This window comes from Dyadobacter sp., assembly GCF_051859145.1.
GTDB lineage: Bacteria > Bacteroidota > Bacteroidia > Cytophagales > Spirosomataceae > Dyadobacter.
Genome location: NZ_JBHYGF010000579.1, coordinates 1 through 20,736 on the forward strand (window position 1 = coordinate 1; position 20,736 = coordinate 20,736).

21 protein-coding genes are annotated in these 20,736 nt (G+C 47.1%); all 21 read left to right on the forward strand.

Annotation, left to right across the window (positions count from 1 at the left end; translation table 11 throughout):
- On the forward strand, window positions 1-541 hold a 541-nt coding region (locus ACTIE6_RS24545), incomplete at its 5' end, for a formylglycine-generating enzyme family protein (protein ID WP_439559134.1).
- A gap of 57 nt (window positions 542-598) precedes the next feature.
- On the forward strand, window positions 599-1,192 hold the full coding sequence (locus ACTIE6_RS24550; protein WP_439559135.1) for an RBBP9/YdeN family alpha/beta hydrolase: 594 nt from the start codon (window positions 599-601) through the stop codon (window positions 1,190-1,192).
- Window positions 1,193-1,276: 84 nt separating this feature from the next.
- Entirely contained in the window at window positions 1,277-1,879 is a 603-nt protein-coding gene (locus tag ACTIE6_RS24555) for a YceI family protein (protein ID WP_439559153.1), read from the forward strand.
- A gap of 72 nt (window positions 1,880-1,951) precedes the next feature.
- Complete coding sequence (locus tag ACTIE6_RS24560) at window positions 1,952-3,097, forward strand: glycoside hydrolase family 130 protein (protein ID WP_439559136.1); 1,146 nt, start codon at window positions 1,952-1,954, stop codon at window positions 3,095-3,097.
- Window positions 3,098-3,208: 111 nt separating this feature from the next.
- Window positions 3,209-3,766, forward strand: a complete 558-nt coding sequence (locus tag ACTIE6_RS24565; RefSeq protein WP_439559137.1) for a fasciclin domain-containing protein — start codon at window positions 3,209-3,211, stop codon at window positions 3,764-3,766.
- A 270-nt stretch (window positions 3,767-4,036) separates the two neighbouring features.
- The gene (locus tag ACTIE6_RS24570; protein ID WP_439559154.1) at window positions 4,037-4,771 is read left to right on the forward strand and encodes a 3-keto-disaccharide hydrolase; all 735 of its coding nucleotides are present in this window, start codon (window positions 4,037-4,039) and stop codon (window positions 4,769-4,771) included.
- A 225-nt stretch (window positions 4,772-4,996) separates the two neighbouring features.
- Window positions 4,997-5,848, forward strand: coding sequence for a sugar phosphate isomerase/epimerase family protein (locus ACTIE6_RS24575; RefSeq protein ID WP_439559138.1), 852 nt, complete (start codon window positions 4,997-4,999; stop codon window positions 5,846-5,848).
- Between the two features lie 154 nt (window positions 5,849-6,002).
- Window positions 6,003-7,046: a ThuA domain-containing protein gene (locus tag ACTIE6_RS24580; protein ID WP_439559139.1), complete on the forward strand. Its 1,044-nt coding sequence runs from the start codon at window positions 6,003-6,005 to the stop codon at window positions 7,044-7,046.
- A 31-nt stretch (window positions 7,047-7,077) separates the two neighbouring features.
- Window positions 7,078-7,905 carry a sugar phosphate isomerase/epimerase family protein gene (locus ACTIE6_RS24585; protein ID WP_439559140.1) on the forward strand — a complete coding sequence of 276 codons (828 nt, stop codon included), beginning with the start codon at window positions 7,078-7,080 and terminating at the stop codon, window positions 7,903-7,905.
- A gap of 102 nt (window positions 7,906-8,007) precedes the next feature.
- Window positions 8,008-8,796, forward strand: coding sequence for an alpha/beta fold hydrolase (locus ACTIE6_RS24590; protein WP_439559141.1), 789 nt, complete (start codon window positions 8,008-8,010; stop codon window positions 8,794-8,796).
- A gap of 168 nt (window positions 8,797-8,964) precedes the next feature.
- Window positions 8,965-10,047: an aldose 1-epimerase family protein gene (locus ACTIE6_RS24595; protein WP_439559142.1), complete on the forward strand. Its 1,083-nt coding sequence runs from the start codon at window positions 8,965-8,967 to the stop codon at window positions 10,045-10,047.
- Window positions 10,048-10,111: 64 nt separating this feature from the next.
- Window positions 10,112-11,326, forward strand: coding sequence for a class I mannose-6-phosphate isomerase (locus ACTIE6_RS24600; protein WP_439559143.1), 1,215 nt, complete (start codon window positions 10,112-10,114; stop codon window positions 11,324-11,326).
- A gap of 144 nt (window positions 11,327-11,470) precedes the next feature.
- The gene (locus ACTIE6_RS24605) at window positions 11,471-12,511 is read left to right on the forward strand and encodes a sugar phosphate isomerase/epimerase family protein (protein ID WP_439559144.1); all 1,041 of its coding nucleotides are present in this window, start codon (window positions 11,471-11,473) and stop codon (window positions 12,509-12,511) included.
- Between the two features lie 110 nt (window positions 12,512-12,621).
- Window positions 12,622-13,779: a Gfo/Idh/MocA family protein gene (locus ACTIE6_RS24610; RefSeq protein WP_439559145.1), complete on the forward strand. Its 1,158-nt coding sequence runs from the start codon at window positions 12,622-12,624 to the stop codon at window positions 13,777-13,779.
- Window positions 13,780-13,864: 85 nt separating this feature from the next.
- Window positions 13,865-15,367: a sugar ABC transporter ATP-binding protein gene (locus ACTIE6_RS24615; RefSeq protein WP_439559146.1), complete on the forward strand. Its 1,503-nt coding sequence runs from the start codon at window positions 13,865-13,867 to the stop codon at window positions 15,365-15,367.
- Window positions 15,368-15,516: 149 nt separating this feature from the next.
- Window positions 15,517-16,464 carry an ABC transporter permease gene (locus tag ACTIE6_RS24620; protein ID WP_439559147.1) on the forward strand — a complete coding sequence of 316 codons (948 nt, stop codon included), beginning with the start codon at window positions 15,517-15,519 and terminating at the stop codon, window positions 16,462-16,464.
- A gap of 86 nt (window positions 16,465-16,550) precedes the next feature.
- A complete protein-coding gene (locus ACTIE6_RS24625) occupies window positions 16,551-17,492 on the forward strand; it encodes a sugar ABC transporter substrate-binding protein (RefSeq protein ID WP_439559148.1) in 942 nt (313 codons plus the stop codon).
- A 32-nt stretch (window positions 17,493-17,524) separates the two neighbouring features.
- Window positions 17,525-17,968 (forward strand): DUF6932 family protein, encoded by a 444-nt coding sequence (locus ACTIE6_RS24630; protein ID WP_439559149.1) that lies wholly within the window; start codon window positions 17,525-17,527, stop codon window positions 17,966-17,968.
- Complete coding sequence (locus ACTIE6_RS24635; protein ID WP_439559150.1) at window positions 17,965-18,171, forward strand: hypothetical protein; 207 nt, start codon at window positions 17,965-17,967, stop codon at window positions 18,169-18,171. Before ACTIE6_RS24630 ends, ACTIE6_RS24635 begins: the two co-directional genes overlap by 4 nt.
- A 366-nt stretch (window positions 18,172-18,537) precedes the next feature.
- Window positions 18,538-19,905: a Gfo/Idh/MocA family protein gene (locus ACTIE6_RS24640; RefSeq protein WP_439559151.1), complete on the forward strand. Its 1,368-nt coding sequence runs from the start codon at window positions 18,538-18,540 to the stop codon at window positions 19,903-19,905.
- 207 nt (window positions 19,906-20,112) lie between these two features.
- Entirely contained in the window at window positions 20,113-20,688 is a 576-nt protein-coding gene (locus ACTIE6_RS24645; RefSeq protein WP_439559152.1) for a DUF4136 domain-containing protein, read from the forward strand.
- Window positions 20,689-20,736: the final 48 nt, after the last annotated feature.

Below are 20,736 nucleotides of genomic sequence, written 5' to 3' on the forward strand. Positions count from 1 at the left end.
CGAGAATTATCCTGTGATCCATGTTTCCTACGAAGATGCCGCTGCATACGCCAAATGGGCTGGCAAGCGGCTTCCTACCGAGGCAGAATGGGAATATGCAGCCCAGGGCGGAAGGGGTAACCACAAGTACTACTGGGGTGATGAGCTCAAACCGGGCAATAAATGGGTGGCCAATATTTACCAGGGTAGCTTTCCCGACAAAAACACGAAAGAAGACGGTTACCTGACCGCCGCGCCGGTAAAAACTTTCCCGGCTAATCCGTACGGGCTTTATGATATGGATGGAAATGTTTGGGAATGGTGCGAAGACCTGTACCGGCCGGATTATTACCAGAAGAGTGCGAAAGTTAACCCAACCGGACCTGCCGACAGCTATGATCCCGACGAGCCTGGTGCTGTGAAGCGCGTACAGCGGGGAGGGTCATTTTTGTGCAGCGACGAATATTGCATTCGTTATAAGGCGGGCAGCCGTGGAAAAGGTGAGGTTACCAGCGGGAGCAATAATCTCGGTTTCAGGTGTGTAATGGTTGCGAAGAAGTAATATATTCCCGGTGTTTATACTTACAAAAAGATTTAGCTGTTAAGTTGTAAGATGATTATGCAGAGGTTCGAAGACACACATTTCCTAACAGTTCCGGGTCTTGCCAGTTCAGGGCCGCAGCATTGGCAAACGATATGGGAAGAACAATATCCCACGCATTTCAGCCGGGTACAACAGGAAAACTGGGACTGGCCCGTCAAGAAAGATTGGGTAGGTCAGCTGCAAAAGGAAATCAGCGAGCTCGCAGGCCCGACGATACTGGTTGCCCACAGCCTGGGCTGCATTACCGTGGCACATTGGGCGCAGGAGTTTCAGTCGGAACATATTAAAGGCGCATTGCTCGTAGCTCCGGCTGACGCGGATTTATCAAAACGCCTGAACTTCGTAGTCGGATTTACGCCGATTCCAACCGGAAAAATCGACTTTCCGACGATTGTAGTGGCGAGTACCAACGATATGTACGCCAGCATTTCACGTTCACAGACATTTGCCGAACATTGGGGAAGCGAGTTTATCAATGTTGGCAGGAAAGGCCATATCAATGCAGTTTCAGGACTTTCAGATTGGAGTGAGGGAAAGGAAATCCTTTATAAGCTGAGCGGATCTGCGTTGTTGAAGCCGCACGCAACTTTTAGCCCGAAAGTACCGTAAACAGGAATTTACTATTTGACTATATCTTTTTATATTACAAAAAAATCTTTCTCACTTTAAACCTCGGAATCCACTATGAAAAAAATGTTTCTTCTCGCCGCAGCCGGTTTGTTGTTCAATGTTGCTGCAATTGCTGACGGACCTGGTAAAACAAAAGCGAAGGATAAAACACTGCCCGTAGATACCAAAAGCAGCAGTGTAACCTGGGGAGCTAAAAAAGTGACGGGAACACACGCAGGTACTGTGCCTCTGGAAAGCGGTTCTCTGATCGTCGACGGAGATAAGCTGAAAGGCGGAAGCTTTGTAGCTGACATCAAAAACCTGGTAGTAACCGACATCACCGACAAGGATATGAATGGAAAGCTGACCGGCCACCTGAAAAGCGACGATTTTTTCTCTGTTGAAAAACACCCGCAAGCCAAGTTGGTTATCTCTTCTGTGACTCCAAAAGGCGCGAATGCCTACGATGTTACCGGAAAACTGACTATTAAAGGAATTACCGAGGAAGTGAAATTCCCGGCTACGGTAAAAGCTGATGCGAAGAAACTGACAGCTAATGCAAAAGTGACGATCGACCGTACCAAATACGATATCAAATTCCGTTCAAGCAACTTCTTCGAAAACCTGGGCGACAAGGCGATTGACAATGATTTTACATTGGATGTGAATTTGGTTGCCAATAAATAATTACAAGTTTTCTTTGAAATAGAAAATCCGGTTTGAATATTCAGACCGGATTTTTTAATTTTTTACCTACTTATGAACAAATCGACTACCGGATTGCTCTTCTGCCTTGCGCTTGTTTTCGGCGAAGTGGCTGCTCAAAAGGAAAACAAATTACCCGACTGGACTTTCGGCGGGTTCAAACGTCCGGCCGGCGTAAACCCGGTGATTTCGCCCGATAGTACCTCTACTTTTTTCTGCCCGATGAACAAAAAGCAGATCGACTGGGAGTCGAATGATACCTTCAATCCTGCGGCTGCTATCAAAGATGGGAAGATCGTGGTGCTTTACCGTGCGGAGGATAAAGCGGGCAAAGCAATCGGAAAACGCACTTCTCGGCTGGGGTATGCGGAAAGTGAAGACGGGATTCATTTCAAAAGACGGAAAGAACCGGTGCTATTCCCGGCGGAAGACAGCCAGAAAGCAATGGAGTGGCCAGGCGGCTGTGAGGATCCGCGCGTTGCAGTTACCGAGGATGGTTTGTACGTGGTTTTTTACACCCAATGGAACCAGGATAAGGCGCGCATCGGCGTAGCGACTTCCCGGGATTTGCTCAAATGGGAAAAGCACGGGCCTGTTTTCAAGAAGGCTTACGGAGGTAAGTTCAATGAGATCTGGACGAAATCGGGCTCCATTGTTACCAAGCTCGTGGGCGACAAGCAGGTAATCGCGAAGATCAATGGAAAGTACTGGCTGTATTTCGGCGAGTCGAATGTAAATGTGGCTACTTCCACTGACCTGATCAACTGGGAGCCTGTGGTTGACAAAAATCAAAATCTAGTCAACCTGATCTCGCCGCGCAAAGGTTATTTCGACAGTAACTTAACGGAATGCGGCCCGCCGGCGATTGTTACCGACAAAGGGATTGTGCTTTTATACAATGGTAAAAACGACAAAGGCGAAGACGGAGACAAGCAATTTACGCCCAATAGCTACTGCGCAGGTCAGGTACTTTTTGATAAAAACGATCCTTCCAAAGTACTCGCGCGGCTGGATAAACCATTTTTCCGCCCCATGGAAGCATTTGAAAAAAGCGGCCAGTATGTGGCAGGTACCGTGTTTATTGAAGGAATGGTTTACTACAAGAAAAAGTGGCTGCTATACTACGGTTGCGCTGATTCCCGGGTTGGCGTAGCGATCTATGATCCCGCTAAGAAGACACCTGGCGACCCGCTTCCGTGACATCAATGGAGGCGCATAACTGATCCATTTTAATCAGAAAATTTTACCACTTCAATCCATTCGGAGCATGTCGGCGTACATAAGGGAAATCACTAAACTAGATTTTTTATTATGAAAATGTCAACAAAAATCATGGGATTGCTGCTTGCAGCGATGTTTACAACCGGTTCAGCTTTTGCGCAAAAAGAAAAAACGGTGACCGTGGGAGGTGCTGCAATGTACCCTTCCAAAAACATCATTGAAAACGCAGTTAACTCAAAGGATCACACTACGCTGGTAGCTGCGGTAAAAGCTGCGGGATTGGTAGAAACACTTTCAGGAACTGGTCCGTTTACAGTTTTTGCACCGGTTAATGCCGCATTTGCAGCATTGCCAGCCGGAACGGTAGATAACCTGTTGAAGCCGGAGAATAAAGGCACACTTACTTCGGTATTGACTTACCACGTGGTTCCGGGTGTAGTAGATTCCAAATCTGTTGCGAAAATGATCAAAGACGGGGGCGGCAAGGCAATGGCGAAGACTGCACAAGGCGCTGAACTTACTTTTTCAATGAAAGGAAAAGATCTGATCGTGACGGATGCAAAAGGAAATGCAGCGAAGGTCACGATCGCAGATGTTTATCAATCGAATGGTGTAATCCACGTGATTGACAAAGTATTAATGCCTTAATGATTGTGTGAAGTTGGTTGTGTGAGTGAGTTGTTTTAAAAGCGGGAGGACCTTGGTCTTTCCGCTTTTTTATTTGCGCTGCATTCCGTTAAGCAGGTTAGTACAGGATAGTCGGTCAGATAATTTTAGGAATTTTTGGATATAATTTTCTGCTTTTTTAAGAGTATTAAGCTTTATTAGAGTCCTCTTGTAAGGGAAACGGAGGTTATGCAAGTCACTAAACCTATAAAGTCCATTCAAATGAATTTCAGATTTATCAAGGCTGGTTTCATGCTGGCTGCCCTGCTGATCGTCGCAAGCCAGGCTACCTCGGGAGCCCAGAAGAAGGAAAAAGGGTTTGTATCTATTTTCGATGGTAAAACGCTCAAAGGCTGGGAGTATGATGCAAAATACTGGCGCGTGGAAAATGGAAATCTTGTAGGTGAAATCACTCCGGAAACCCTTTTAAAGACCAACTCTTTCATTGTGTGGCAAGGCGGCCAGCCCGCAGATTTTGAATTCAAAGGTTCTTTCAAGATCCAGCAAAGTGGCAACTCGGGCATTCAATATCGTAGCGAAAAAGTAGAGGATGTACCGAATGCGCTGAGAGGTTATCAGGCAGATATTGACGGAAAAAATACTTACACCGGCCAGAATTACGAAGAACGCCGCCGCACGACGCTGGCTTACCGCGGACAAAAAACCGTAATTAAAGAATACACAGGCGATAAAACGCCGGAAGGCGTACGCAGCAACATCAAAGCCAATGCGTGGACCGGCTTCGAAGTAACCGGCTCACTCGGCTCTTCCGATTCCCTCAAAACATTGATCAAAAGCGAAGACTGGAATACATTCCACCTGGTGATCAAAGGTAACCGCCTGCAGCATTACATCAATGGCGTGTTAATGAGCGAAGTGACAGACAACGATACCTACAATGGTCGCAAAAAAGGCTACTTGGGCATGCAGGTACACGTAGGCCCACCGATGAAAGTGGAGTTTAAGGATTTGAGGATTAAGCAGTAATTCTTAGCTGTTATTTTGGGAGAATGGAGGAAAGGGAGAATGGAGCAAAGGGAGAAAGGAGGAAAGGGAGGAAGGACGAAGGAGGAAAGAAAAAGATAAAACAAGCCCCGCAAGGGGCAAAAATCCATTGCCTCGGGTTTCAACCCGGGGATCCAAAGCAAAGGATTTTTAAAAAGCTAATAACTAAAAGCTAATAGCCAAAGGCTAACAGCTAAAGCCAAAAAAATGAACAAAATCGGATTTAATGTTCTTGCCTGGACGGCGGCGGTGTCGGATGATTTGTTTCCGATTATCGACAGATTGAAGGGAATAGGTTATGACGGAGTGGAATTTTACCTCGGACCGCAGGAGTCGGCAGCTTATAAGCGAATGGGGGATTATACCAGAGATCTTGGTCTGGAAACTACGGCCGTGATGACTTTGGGAGCAGATGAAAATCCGGTGAGCGAGTCGGTGGAAGTGCGGCAGCGTGCTTTGGATAAAATCAAATGGGCTGTTGACCGCGCGCACGATTTAAACTCCAAAATCATTTGCGGGCCCTTCCATTCGGCACATACTTTGTTTGTAAACCGACCAGCCGAAGACCAGGAATATGCACTGGCAGGCGAAGTACTGAATGCAGCTGCCGATTACGCGGCGCAGGCGAATATCACATTTGCATTAGAGGCACTCAACCGTTTTGAATGCTACTTGTGCAACACCATGGAGCAGCTCCACAAGCTGGTAACAGCCGCCAATCACCCGAATGTGCGGGCGATGTTCGATACGCACCATTCCAATATTGAGGAGAAAAAATACGGTACCGCGCTGCAAACGATCGCGCCGGTATTAGCCCACGTGCACATCAGTGAAAACGACCGTGGTACCCCGGGCACCGGACAAATTTTGTGGGACGATGCATTCGCCGGATTGGCAGCGATCAACTACCAGGGCTGGCTCACGATTGAAGCTTTTTCAAGAAACGATCCTGGCTTTGCGAATGCAATCGGTGTTTGGAGAGAATTCAATGACCCCTGGGATATCGCTGAGAATGGCTACCGGTTTATCAGGGAAATGGGATTGAAGCATAATTTGTAGGGACTTCGGCTGTCGGCTGACGGCAGTCGGCTTTTTTTGCGATGACTGCGTCATCGTGATGAGAGAAACCTATTAAGTTAATGTCGTAAGAACCTCAAATAGAAGAAAAAAAGGCCGAAAGCCGACAGCCGAAAGCCGACGTAAACAAGCCACTATGATCCGCCACCTAAGATCTCTCTTATTATTCTTCCTGTTCAGTTCTGCTGCATTCGCGCAGGACGATGCTTCCAGATATAAAGTGGTTTACAAAGGCGATAAAGGTCCGGGCTTGGGGAAAAATATTGTTTTTGTTGCTACGGATCACGAGTACCGCGGAGAAGAATCCCTCCCTGCATTTGCGCGGATTTTGGCAAAAAAGTATGGTTTCACCTGCACGGTGATTTGGGCGCTTGACGATGCAGGTAACATTCTTCCGGGCAGCTCTAACCTGAAAGGATTGGAAGTACTGGACAAAGCCGACCTGCTGGTAATGTTCATGCGGTTTGCGCATTTCGAAGATCGGGAAATGCAGCACATTGATAATTATATCAAACGCGGCGGTCCAATCGTGGCTTTCCGCACATCTACCCACGCATTTGAAATAAAGAATGACCCGAAATGGGAGCATTATACGTGGAATTATAAAGGTGATAAAACCGCCTGGAAAGACGGTTTCGGAGAAGTGGTTTTGGGGGAAACGTGGGTGTCGCATTATGGTACCAATCACAAACAGTCTTCGAAGCTGATCATCGAGAAAACACAAAACACGCATCCGATCATGTCGGGTGTAAAAGATGTGTGGGTACAATCGGGCGGGTACACTGCCGAGCCAAAAGGTACTGTACTGGCGCGCGGACAGGTTTTAAATGGGATGGCAGCGAGCTCAGCGCCTGATCCCACAAAGGAATTATTGCCGGTCGCATGGATCAAGGAATATCAGGTGGAAGGCGGGAAAAAAGGACGGTCTTTCACAACTACCCACGGCGCTTCCGAGGATATACTCAACGAAGGTTTCCGCAGAATGGCAATCAACGCAATGTTCTGGGGACTGGGAATGGAAAAGTCCATTAAGCCTGACAATGATATCGCGTTTGTAGGTCCCTATAAGCCCACAACTTTCAATTTTGACGGGTATAAAGCCAATGTAAAACCCGCTAACCTGGCAGGATTTGATTCGCTGATTATGCAGGGTGAGATCGTGAAAAAGAAGACGAAGTAAGTTTTAGTTTTTGAACAAAAGATTTGAAATAATGTCAGTACAACTTCCATTTCGTTTTGGTTCTGAGGTATATACGTGGTTTATGAGCGGCAATGGGAAAACCCACGAAGGCCGGCTCGGACACATGATTGAGGTAATTTCAAAAGCAGGTTTCAGCGGTATTCAACCTATTTTCACCTGGATGGGCGAGCTAGTTGACCCTGATCTGCTGGAAGCAAAGTTGAAGGAACAAAATATTGAGCTCGCAGCACTCGCACTCGCATTGGACTGGAACGAAGCCGAAGAGACTGAGCGGGAGAGAGAAGTAGCCGATCACGCGATCAGGGTGTTGCAGCGTTTTCCGGGTGCTATTTTGAATACAGTGCAAATCCCGTCGGGCAGGCACGATCTCGCGCAGCGACAGGCAAATCTGGTCAATATTGTCAATACGGTTTCCAGAAGAGCAGCGGAGAAAGGTGTTCCGTGCAGCTACCATCCCAACTCGCCTCACAGCTCCATTATCCGCACCGAGGAAGACTACAAGATTGTACTTGAGTCGCTGGACATTTCAGCGACAGGCTGGACGCCGGATGTGGGCCACATTATCAATGGAGGAATGGACCCGCTTGCCAAAATGAAAGAATACCAGCCGCTGATCAACCACGTCCATTTTAAAGATTGGGACGGTGCGCCGGAGTTTGCATTAATGGGAAATGGAAATGTAGATCTGCTGGGCGTAACCCAGTGGCTCAAAGATATCAACTACAAAGGCTGGATCATCTGCGAAGACGAAGGCGCCGAAGCCCTCGAAGATCCGGATTACGTGACTTTGCACGACGGGAAGTGGATTCAGGAAAAGTTAATTCCGGGGTTGAGATGACATCGGCTGTCGGCTTTCGGCTCTCATACTTTAATTGTAACTGATAATTTTTAAACTAAAAAAGCCGACGGCCGACCGCCGAAAGCCGAAGTACCCCCAAGTATGCCCACTATCAAAACCAACGAAATAAACATGTACTACGAAGAGCGGGGTTCTGGTGAGCCGCTGCTTTTGATCATGGGGATAACAGCGCCGGGTTCGGTGTGGAATGTGCATGTGGCGGACTGGAAGCATCATTTCCGCTGCATTATCGGCGATAATCGCGGGGTTGGGTTGACTGATAAACCGGCTGGTCCCTATTCGTCTGAGCAAATGGCGGACGATTTTGCCGGGTTGCTGGATTCTTTGGGATTAGAAAAAGTAAATGTAGTTGGCTGCTCCATGGGCAGTACCATCGCGCAGCAACTGGCGATCCGGCATCCTGAAAAGGTAAAATCGCTCGTGCTAATGTGCCCCTGGGCGCGCTGCGACAACTATGCAAAAGGTCTTTTTCAGCATATCATGAATAGTAAAGCGCGGTTCAGGCCAGAGGAATTCAGTCTGTACATTCAGCTTTTAATTTTTTCAAAAACCTCCTGGGACAACCCTGAGAAACACGCCGATCTTGCTCAGGGAAGACAGCAGGATGCTTATGGTGCATTCCCGCAGCCTTTACACGGGTTGGAAGGACAAGCAGCTGCTTGTATCAACCACAATGCACTGGGTGATCTTAGTAAGATCGGAGGCAGGGAAGATATTTTCACGCCCGTATGGATGGCCGAAGAAGTAGCAAACGGTATCCCCGGCGCGGAGCTGTTTTTGTACGAAAAGCTGGGGCATGCGTTTCATTTTGAGGATACGGAGGACTTTAATGAGAGGGTAAGGGGGTGGTTGAAAGCTTTGTCGAGCTAGCTATTCACTTGTCACCCTGGGCGTCTCACTTGTCACCCTGAGCGCAGTCGAAGGGCAGGCGTTTCCGCTACTCCCTTCGACTCCGCTCAGGGTGACAAAAGCAAAACAGGTACATTAAAAACAGTTTGATTTTGCCTTTTTGAAGTTTAGACTATTAAACAAAAACAAATGGAAAGTGCCGATTCAATAAACCAGGACTGGGTAGATAAAGTATCAAATCACGCGCAGGTGGGTGGTATTGAAACTTCGGTGCTTGACAATGGCGCGGGTAGAGGTACCCGCATTGCGTGGATCAATACGGGCGCGGGCTTGCGGTATAAAGTAGTGCTCGACCGCGCGATGGATATTGCGGAGGCATTTTACAATCAACATAGTCTGGCTTGGCTGAGTCACGTGGGCGTTACTTACCCGCAGCCTTTTTCGGATAGAGGCATTGACTGGCTGCGCACATTTGGTGGCGGCTTGCTTACTACCTGCGGATTGTCGCATGTAGGCGGGCCGGAGTCAGACCAGTTTGGCGATCGTGGTTTGCATGGTTTGATCAGTAATTCAGCTGCCGAGGTTATTTCCATTGTACAGCCGGATTTAAGAAAAGGTCAGCTGGAAATGAGCATTACCGGCATTATCCGCGAAACAAAACCATTCGGCCCAAGCTTTGAACTGAAAAGAACCATATCGGCCACGTTGGGAAAACCGGGTATCCGCATCAAAGATGAAGTGATAAACCGGGCGAATACACCTGCGCCGCACATGCTTTTGTACCATTTCAACTTCGGCTGGCCGCTGGCCGACGAGGGTACCGACCTGCTTTGGAATGGAAAATGGCACCCGCGCCACGGCGAGGAGAATGCAAAGATCTTTAAAGAAGGTAACGAATTTAAAAAATGCCCTGCACCGCTGGAAAGTCACCTGGGAACAGGGGAAGAAGTGGCTTTGATAGATGTGGAGGCGGATATTTTTGGAGATAGCATTTGCGGGCTGCATAATGAAAAGCTTGGATTGGCGGTGTCTTTAAAATGGAAAAAAGAGCAGCTACCCTGGCTGGCCAACTGGCAGCATTGGGGTAAAGGCGAATACGTAACCGGCCTCGAACCCAGCACGCACCCATTGTCGGGACAAGCAAAAGCAAGAGAAGATAAGACATTGATTTTCATAGAACCGGAAGAGACAAGGCTCTACGAGCTGGAATTGAATGTGCTGACCGAGCAGGATGCGATTGAGGAGTTGCTATTGAAGGTGACTACAGCATAGATGACAAAACAAGTAAAATGAAGAATAACAGAGTATCAACTAAACCAATCTTTAATACATTAAAATGGGACTTTCAAGTATAGCTGAGAAGGCGTTAGAGCAGGGAAAAGGAATATTGCGATTGGCACCTACCTGGGTGCCGCGCTCGTTTTGCGTTCCCGGGCGCAGGATCAAATTACACCCTGACGACTATTATATATTGGGTGGTGAGCGTGGCGGTATTGATGAGCGCTGGCTCTCGTCCACCACTCCCGCAGAAAACGGGCCGCTTACCGGCGAAAATGAAGGTTTGAGCCAGATTGTTTTGGAAGATGAATCAGGGGTTCAAAAAGTGACATTACGGGATGCGGTGGAGGAACTGAAAGGTCAGATTATTGGCGACAGACTTTGGGATCAATACAAAAGCTGGCCAATGTACTCCAAGTTTTTTGACAATATGGGCCCGCTTCCTCACCATATTCACCACAGGGACGAGCACGCTGCGATGGTGGGCCAGAATGGAAAGCCGGAAGCTTACTATTTCCCGCCTCAGCTTAATAACCACGGCGGCGATTTTCCATATACATTCATTGGTATCGCGCCAGGTACTACCAAAGAGCAGATCAAGGAGTGTTTGATGAACTTCACAAAAGGCGATAACAAGATTACCAACTACTCTCAGGCATTTCGTCTGGAGCCGGGAACTGGCTGGGACGTACCTCCTGGCATGTTGCACGCGCCGGGCAGCTTGTGTACCTACGAGCCTCAGAAAGCATCGGATATTTTTGCAATGTACCAGTCGCTGGTGAATGAAGCGGTTATTCCGGAAGAATTGCTTTGGAAGGGTACTCCGCAAGACAGAATCGGCGATTATGATCTGTTGATGGAAGTAATTGATTGGGATTTGAATGTAAATCCTAATCTGATGGAAAAGCATTTCATGCGTCCGAAACCGGTGAAGGATGTTGCCGAAATGGAGCAGGAAGGTTACAGTGAAAACTGGATTTGCTACAAAAATGAAGCTTACAGCGCCAAGGAACTGACCGTATTCCCGGGACAAACTGTAACAATCAAAGACGGCGGAGCATACGGAATGATCGTGATGCAGGGCCATGGAAAATTTGGTGAGTGGGATATTGAAACACCTGCATTGATTCGCTACGGACAACTGACGAATGACGAATTCTTTGTAACCGAAAAAGCAGCACAAGAAGGAGTGGTTATTTCCAATCCATCCAAAACCGACCCGATCGTAATCCTGAAACACTTCGGTCCGGGAAATCCGGATTTGGTATTGTAAATACTTCGGCTGTCGGCTATCGGCAGTCGAACAACCTTGTTTAAGACCTTCAACTTTTAAAGTGAGTTGATTTTTTAACAAATATTCATGAAGCCGAAAGCTGATCGCCGACGGCCGAAGTATCTAAAACTAAATTCTTAAACCATGCCTGAAAATAATTATCCTAAACTCCACAATGCCACCTGGCCTGGGATTGTTGGAAAGGGCTCTGATTCGGAGCCGATTATTTCTTTCGATACCATGCTTGAACATACTGCTGCCGCTGAGGTAGAGGGTATCAAGTTTGATGGAATTGACATTGGGCTGTTTGATCCGCACGTGGGTATTTATATGAATACCGAAGACGGACCGAGACAACTTGCTGATAAACTGAATGCATTGGGTCTGGAAGTGGGCAGTCTTGTTGCTAACGTTTGGGCGGGATCCGCAATGGGTACGCAGGAAGCGCGTGATGAGTTTGTTAATCAGGTACGCATAGCTTGTGAATTTGGTAAAAAACTGCGTGACCTCGGTGTTCGTAAAGGCGGCGTGATCCGCGTGGATTCTGCTTGCTCACCCGAAGCCTGGGCTGCCGATCCTGCCGGAAATACCAAGCAAATTGCTGAAACCTGGCGCCGTGCCTGTGATGTTGCTGCTGATTTTGGTGAAAAGCTGGCTGCCGAAGGCGAGATCTGCTGGGGTGGAATGCATAGCTGGAAAACCATGATGGAAACATTGAAAGCAGTGGATCGCCCAAATATGGGTTTCCAGGCCGATATGTCGCACACCTTCCTGTACCTGCTCGGGTATAATGCACCTGAGGACCGTATTCTGCCAGAAGATTTCCAATGGGGAGATCGCGTAGCACAGGAAGAAGGCTTGAAGAAAATGACTGCTGCGCTTCGTCCATATACATTCGATTTCCACGTTGCGCAAAACGACGGTACTGTTCACGGTACAGGTTCTCACGATAAAACCGGTCGCCACTGTCTGGCAACCGATCCGAATGGTAAGCTCGACATCGTTCGTGACGCTGGTTTCTGGATGCGCGATGAAAATGGAGAAGTGACTAAGGCATTCCGCCACATTTGCTGGGATGGATGCATGTTCCCGAACGAAGTAATGACCAACCAGCAAACCTGGAACGATATCCTGGCTGCATTGGTAAAAGTGCGCGAAGCCCACGGCTGGTACCAAGAGGCTTAGCCTTTTTTTCCTGGTACGTCGACTGAAGTCGACGGCGAAGGATTCCGGAGCATCATTAAATATCAATCACCAATCCCTAGCCGTCGGCTTCAGCCGACGGGAAAAAGAAAATGGAGAAAAAAGAGATAAGGATAGCATTGATCGGAAGCGGGCTGATGGGACGCACGCATTCCAATGGATATAAAAGAATCGGGGATTTTTTCCCTGAACTCGAATACCGTCCCGTATTGCAGGCTGTTTGCTCCCGTAATGAAGAAAAAGTAAAAGCCTTTGCTGAGCAGTGGGGCTACGCTTCATACGAAACGGATTGGCGCAGGATCATCGAGCGCGACGATATTGACGCGGTTGATATCTGTACCCCGAACGATACTCACGCCGAAATCGCATTGGCTGCTGCTGCCGCGGGAAAAATGATCCTTTGCGAAAAGCCACTTGCCCGCACTCTGGAAGAAGCCAAAAGTATGGTGGACGCGATCGAAAAGGCAGGTGTGAAAAATACGGTTTGGTACAATTACCGTCGCGTGCCGGCTGTTACCCTGGCCAAACAAATCGTCGATTCCGGTAAGCTGGGACGTATTTTCCATTACCGAGCCAACTTTCTGCAGGACTGGACGATCAGTCCGGACGTACCCCAGGGTGGTGCTGCAACGTGGCGTTTAGATGTCGACGCAGCAGGTTCAGGCGTAACCGGCGATTTGCTGGCGCACTGTATCGACACTGCGATGTGGATCAATGGCGGTATCAAAGATGTTTCTGCGGTTACCGAAACTTTCATCAAAGAACGCGTGCATTCGGGCAGCGGCGAAAAGAAAAAGGTAGGTATCGACGACGCCTGTATCTTCCATTGCCATTTCGATAATGGTTCATTGGGTCTCTTTGAATCAACACGTTATGCACGTGGTCATAAGGCGCTTTATACATTCGAGATCAATGGCGAACACGCTTCCATTCGCTGGGATTTGCACGATCTGAACCGTTTGGAATATTTTGATCACAGCGACGAATCGATCGTTCGCGGGTGGAGGTCTATCCTGGTTACCGACAGTGACCAGCCTTATATGAAGCGTTGGTGGATTCCGGGAACGAGCATTGGTTACGAGCATTCGTTCATTCACCAGGCTGCCGATTTCTTCGAAAGCCTGCAAACCGGCGAACCTTGCTCCCCAACTTTCAAGGACGCTTACGAAACACAGAAAGTGTGCGAGGCGGTACTTGACTCGGCGGCTTCCAGATCCTGGAAGGATACCGGCGTGGAATGGGAAGGTTAACTCCATTTTTTAACCAAAAATAAAAAGGGCTTTAACCACTTGCTGAGTATTCAGGCTGGGGTTAAAGCCTTTCTTAAATTGACTTATGCAGGATTTTATTCTTACTGTCAATCAGCTTTACAAGTCATTTTCGGGGATTAAAGCGCTGGATAATATCAGCTTTAATCTGCGGAGAGGAGAAGTGCATGCATTGATGGGTGAGAATGGTGCGGGTAAGTCGACATTCATGAAGATCCTGATCGGGTTATTATCGCCCGACTCCGGTGAGGTCATTTTTGAGGGTAAAAACCTGCACGCTACCCATGTTGGCGAAACGCTCACAAAGGGCATTTCGATGATCCACCAGGAAATACTGATCGTGCCGGAGCTGACAGTGGCGCAAAACATTTTTTTGGGAAGAGAAAAAGCATTTGATGTAAAAAGAGGCTGGATGCCAGGCTGGCTTGATGATTCAGCGATCAATGAAAAATCGGTTCAAATCCTGCAACAGCTCGGCGTTGACATTTCCCCCGACATCAAAATGAAACACCTGAGCGTCGCCCAAATGCAGATGGTGGAGATTGCGAAAGCAATTTCAAATGAGGCGAAGGTGATCATCATGGACGAGCCTACTTCTGCCATTTCGGATAAAGAGGTAGCAATGTTGTTTGAAATAATCCGCGACCTGAAATCAAAAGGTGTAAGTATCATTTACATATCTCATAAAATGGATGAGATTTTCCGCATTTCAGATACAATCACCGTTTTAAGGGATGGAAAATACATCGGCACCAAAAACGCGGCAGAATTGGATCAGAACGCACTGATCTCAATGATGGTAGGGCGGGAGATCGGGCAAATGTTTCCGGAGGGAAATTCGAGTATCAGAGAGGAAGTGCTGGCAGTTGAAAATTTCGGTAGGAAGGGGAAGTTTGCCAATATCAGTTTCAAGGTACATGCAGGTGAGATAGTAGGTTTGGCCGGATTAATGGGCGCCGGGAGAACTGAAATTGCGCGGGCCATTTATGGTTTGGACAAATCAGATGAAGGAATGATCAGGATCTCGGGTGAGACCGTGCAGATCAATTCTCCATTAAAAGCATTAAAAAAGGGCATCGGGTATGTGAGTGAAGATCGGAAGGGTTTGGGTTTTATTCCAAAAATGTCCATCAAAGATAATGTTACATTATCAAGCATGAAGCGCCATCAAAAAGGCATTTTCATCAATACAAAAAGTGAAGAAGTCGACACAGCACGAATGATCGCCGACCTGCGGATCAAAACCTCTGGAATGGATCAGGAAGTGACCAATCTAAGCGGCGGAAATCAGCAAAAGGTGGTGATCGGGAAAGTGTTACTCGCTGCTCCCCGACTAATCATCCTCGACGAACCGACACGGGGCGTGGATGTGGGAGCGAAATTTGAGATTTATAAACTAATCAGAAACCTGGCAGAAAATGGCATGGCGATCATCATGATTTCGTCTGAACTGCCGGAGATACTGGGCATGAGCGATCGGATTGTCGTTTTATCCAAAGGCCAACAAACTGCAACCTTATCCAGACAGGAAGCAACGCAGGAGTTGATCATGCGGAATGCGGTTTGTTAGGGGCTGTCGGCAATCGGCTTTCGGCCGTCGGCCTTTTGTTTTAAGCTGTTAGCGGTTGGCGATTAGCTTTTTGATATTTATCCGCAATAAAAATTTACATAAAAAAACTAAAAAGCCGACGGCCGACGGCCGAAAGCCGAAGTTACCCTATGCTCCCGACTCAAAATTTTCGTCTCACCAAAATCGGACAATACGGCATTTATTTCGCCTTTCTCATTCTGTGCATTGTACTTGCATTCAGTACCCCGCGCTTTTTCACGGTTTCCAATTTGCTGATTATCGGCACCCAGGTTTCGATCAATGCATTGCTTGCATTTGGGGTAACGTTTGTGATCATTACCGGCGGGATTGATTTGTCGCTTGGCTCGATGGTGGCGGTAACGGGCGTGGTCGCGGCTACTTTCGCGCACCCGGAAACTTATCCGCTTGCGGTTCCTTTGCTGGCTGGAATGGGCAGCGGCTTGCTTTTCGGTTCATTCAATGGACTGGTGATTACAAAAAGTAAAGTGCCTCCGTTTATCGTGACGCTGGGTACCATGACAATCGGTCGCGGGCTTGCGTTGATTATTGCCAAAGGACGACCGGTTTCAAACTTATCAGATTCATTCAATTTTATTGGCGGTGGAAATATTGCAGGTATACCATTCCCAATCATTATCCTCATCGTTGCATTTATTGTCTGTACGGTGATATTGAATAAGACTGTTTTAGGCAGATATATGTATGCGGTGGGCGGTAATGAGCCAGCTGCACGCGCTTCCGGAATCCGTGTAGGGAATGTAAAAATGTGGGTTTATACGATCTGCGGGATACTTTCGGCCATGGGAGGAATTTTACTTACCGCCCGGATCACAACCGGACAGCCCAATGCAGGAGCAGGGTTCGAACTGGATGCAATTGCAGCAGCGATCATCGGCGGTACCAGTACTTCGGGAGGTACAGGAACGATGACAGGCACATTGATCGGCGCGTTGCTGATTGGCGTGATCAGTAACAGTCTGGACTTGCTCAATGTGACTTCCTATTACCAGCAGGTTGTGATGGGCGTGATCATCATCGGCGCCGTCGTGCTGGATGGTTTCGGGAAGAAGGATTGATTTTACGGAGGAAAGGGAGGATGGAGGAAGGGGAAGATGTATTTATTGAAACGTTCACTTTTTGATGGCCGACAGCCGAAGTACTTATGAAAACCAACGTAATTTTTGCCGCTCTTATCGCCACTGTTCTTTTTGCAGGATGTAATCAATTTCAGGATGGAAAATCGGGCGAATCTTCCGGCGAGAAGCTGGTTGTCGGCGCTACGATGCTGAGTATGCAGAACGAGTTTATAGTTAATGTGAGTGATGAAATGGAGGCGAAGGCCAAGGAGTTGGGTGTGGAGCTAATTACTGTTGATGCAGAACGGTCTGCATTGAAGCAGGTGGAGCAAGTGGAGAGTTTCATCGCGCAGGGTGTGGATGCGATTATCATTAATCCCTGCGAAGTAGAGGCTAGTTCACCGGCGGTGAAGCTGGCGATGAATGCGAAAATCCCCATTATTAATGTAAACTCTGAAACGTCTGCCAAACCTACTGCATTCGTAGGCTCGGACGATACTGAATCGGCCCGGATTGCGATGAAGTACCTCGCCGAAAGGCTGGGTGGCAAAGGTAATATCCTGATTATGCACGGTTTTATGGGTCAGGCTGCACAATTGAAAAGAGATAATGGCGCAAAAGAAATCCTGAAAGCAAATCCGGGCTTGAAGCTGCTGGCAGAACAAACCGGCGAGTGGGACCGAGCCAAAGGAATGTCTCTGACCGAAAACTGGATCCAATCTTACGGTTCACAGATCAACGCGATATTTGCACATAATGACGAAATGGGAATGGGCGCGGTAAAGGCACTGGAAGCAGCCGGTATTAAAAATAAAGTTATTGTAGTAAGTGTAGACGCAATTCCAGACGCATTGCAAGCCGTTAAAAAAGGCACATTAAACGCCACCATCTTCCAAAACGCCAGAGAACAAGGCAGCAAGGCAATTGAAACCGCTGTAAAAGCGGCCAGAAAAGAGCCGTTTGATAAAGAGGTTTTAATTCCTTTTCAGCTGGTGACGAAGGAGAATGTGGGGGAGTTTTTGAAGTAGGTTATTTTAGTAATTAAACACACTGACTTAAAATGCACACACTTCAATTTGATCGTAACGGTCTTTTAACACCTTATGAATTAATCGAAATAGCGCGCGAGACGTTTGAGCATTATTTTCTGTTTAATGAAGGGCGTTTAAAAATTTATACGGAGTTCAGAGGGTTGGTTTCCCGACTGGATTTGGAATCAATAGTGGAAATTTGGATAGATGGTTCATTCGTGACAATGAAACCAAACCCAAGAGATATGGATTTAGTTGTTTTTGTTAAATCAGCCGACTATGACCGATTAGCAATGCTTTTCGCTGAGATTAGGCAGAATGTTGAGGTGTTGGACGTATATTTTGTCAGGACATATCCTCTGGAACATCCGAAGTATTTTTTGACTAACTTTGATAAGCTTGATTGGCAATCATTTTTTGGAAGGAATCGGCAAAACGTTAAAAAAGGTATAATTAAACTCTTAATGTCATGAAACCTTTTGAACAAGTTCAGGTCGAGATCCAGACTACGCTGGAAAAAATAGCGCGGGCAAATAATGCAATTGCAAGGCACGAACAAGAAGAAAACGTTGATGAGCTTGCTGTGCAACAGTTTAAGGATTTTAAAAAGCAACTCACAGAGCAATTGCTCGAACTGCTACAGCAGATGGATATAAAATTTGAAGTTGCCGCGTAGTAACGGATTTTAAACTAATTTTTATTTCCTGACAGATCTACATCTTTCAACTGTTCACGGACAATTTTCATCCTCGCTTCTATAAAGGCTTGATGTGTAGAATTCGTGGACATCTCCTGTAGGAGAATAGAAGACGACCTTTCGACCTATTCTTTTATTACTCCGGCTCAAAAAAATCAAAGTCACAACCGCTTCATCGTGGTCGATGGTAGGTACCCGACTTCATAAATGTTTCACACTTCAATACTATTCTATTAGACGTCAGATCCCCTAAATAGTAACAAGCCTCATGCCGATCAAGTAAAATCAAGTCCTGCCCGTACTTTTAGGAGCATAGTTTTGGATTTGAACAAATTAAAATTTTACATGAACACTTTCAATATCAACCGCCGCAGCTTCCTGCACGGTGCTACTGCGGCTCTGGCACTTTCTACTTTTGGTGCGCGGGGAATGGATTTGATTAATCCGCCTAAAACACTCCGGGTGGGCTTAATCGGCACGGGCTGGTACGGGAAAAGTGATTTGTTCAGGTTAATCCAGGTTGCGCCTGTGGAAGTGCTGGCGCTTTGTGATGTTGATAAAAACCAGCTAAATGAAGCTGGAAAACTTGTCAGTCAGCGGCAGAAATCGGGGAAAGTGCCGAAACTGTACGGCGACTACCAGAAGATGCTGGCAGAAAACGAAATGGATATCGTCCTCATAGGAACTCCCGATCACTGGCACGCTTTGCAAATGATAGACGCGGTGAAAGCCGGTGCGCACGTATATGTGCAAAAGCCGATCAGTGTAGATGTGATGGAAGGGGAGGCAATGGTAGCCGCTGCACGCAAATACAAAAAAGTGGTACAGGTAGGAACGCAGCGGAAAAGCACACCACATTTAATCGACGCCAAAAAAAATATCGTTGATGCCGGACTTCTAGGAAAAGTATCGCACGTGGAAATGTGCTGCTATTACCACATGCGCAACAATGGTAATCCGCCGGTGGAAGCTGTACCTGCATTTCTGGATTACGAGAAATGGACTGGCCCTGCGCCGCTCAGACCATACGACGGAATCCCGCACGTGCGTTGGTGGCGCACATTTATGGAATATGGAAATGGAATTACCGGCGATATGTGCGTACATATGCTTGATACCGTGCGCTGGATGCTTAAACTTGGCTGGCCTAAAAAAATCAGCTCGACAGGCGGCATTTACGTGCAGAAGGAGGGTAAGTCCAACATCTCGGATACACAGTCTGCCATCTTTGAATACGATGAATTGAATTGTGTGTGGCAGCACCGCAGCTGGGGTACTCCCAATAATCCTGATTATCCGTGGTCGTTTACCTTATATGGAGAAAAAGGCACGCTTTGGGCAAGTACCATGTCGTACGATTTCATTCCACAAGGCAAAGGCGAGAAAATCCATAAGGATGTCGTGTACGAAAAAGAGAAATATCCCGAAGATATCAAGGAGGATAGGATTGAGCTGAATGCCGCGCCTGCCACCCGGCTGCATATGCTCGATTTCCTGAGTGCAATCGATAACAACAGCAGACCTGTCGCTGACATTGAAGAAGGCCACATTTCAACCGCGAGCTGTATTCTTGCAAATCTCTCCATGAAAACCGGCAGGCCTCTTGTTTATGATCCTGTAAAACGCGAAATTGTGGGAGACAGAGAAGCTACTGGCCTTTTGGCTCGCGCTTACCGCTCTCCCTACGTTCATCCTGACTATAAAACCGTTTAGATTAACTCAAAAGTTTGTGGTCCCCAAATACTTCCCAGTGCAACTCGCCCGGCTAAACCCGGGCGTTTTTTTGTTACTGGAATGAAATTTATATGCACGCATACCATTTTGTAAAAAAATGAGTTTATACTTTGTTTTCCGATCATTTTAAACCTTTTACCCTCGGAAACTGTCAGGTATAATATAAAACTAAACGTTCAATTAAAGATGAAAACTATAGTGAAGTTGATGAAATCCGCAGGCGTTGCGGTGGTGGCGGGAGTGCTGGTGATGGCGTGCAGCCAGGCCCTTCAGGTAAGTTACGATTACGATTCATCCGTTAATTTAAAGCAATTCAAAACCTTCAAAGTCGAGGCAGAACATAACATGGAAAATGACCCGCTGCTGGGGAGTGAATTGAACAGAAGACGACTGGGTGATGCAGTGAAAGAGGTAATGGAAGCGAAGGGTTATAAGTATGACCAACAAAGTCCTGAACTGATCGTCAGATTTATGACAGACGTGAAAGACCGTCAGCAGGTACGTTCAAACAACATGTACTCGCCTTATATGTGGTGGTACGGAGGTGGAAACAACATTTCCACCTACAACTACCAAGAAAGCCGCTTTATCCTGAACATTTATCAGAAAAACAGCGACAGAATGATCTGGCAAGGCTGGGCTTCCGGAAAAGTGAAAGCTCCGACTAAGAAAGAAGATCGTGAAACCATGGTAAAAAACACGATGTCGGACATCCTGAGAACTTTCCCGCAGGCAACGCAGGATACTTATAGCAGGAAGTAATGTTTTAGAGTTTTGATGTTAGGAAAAAGCCGCATTTGCGGCTTTTCT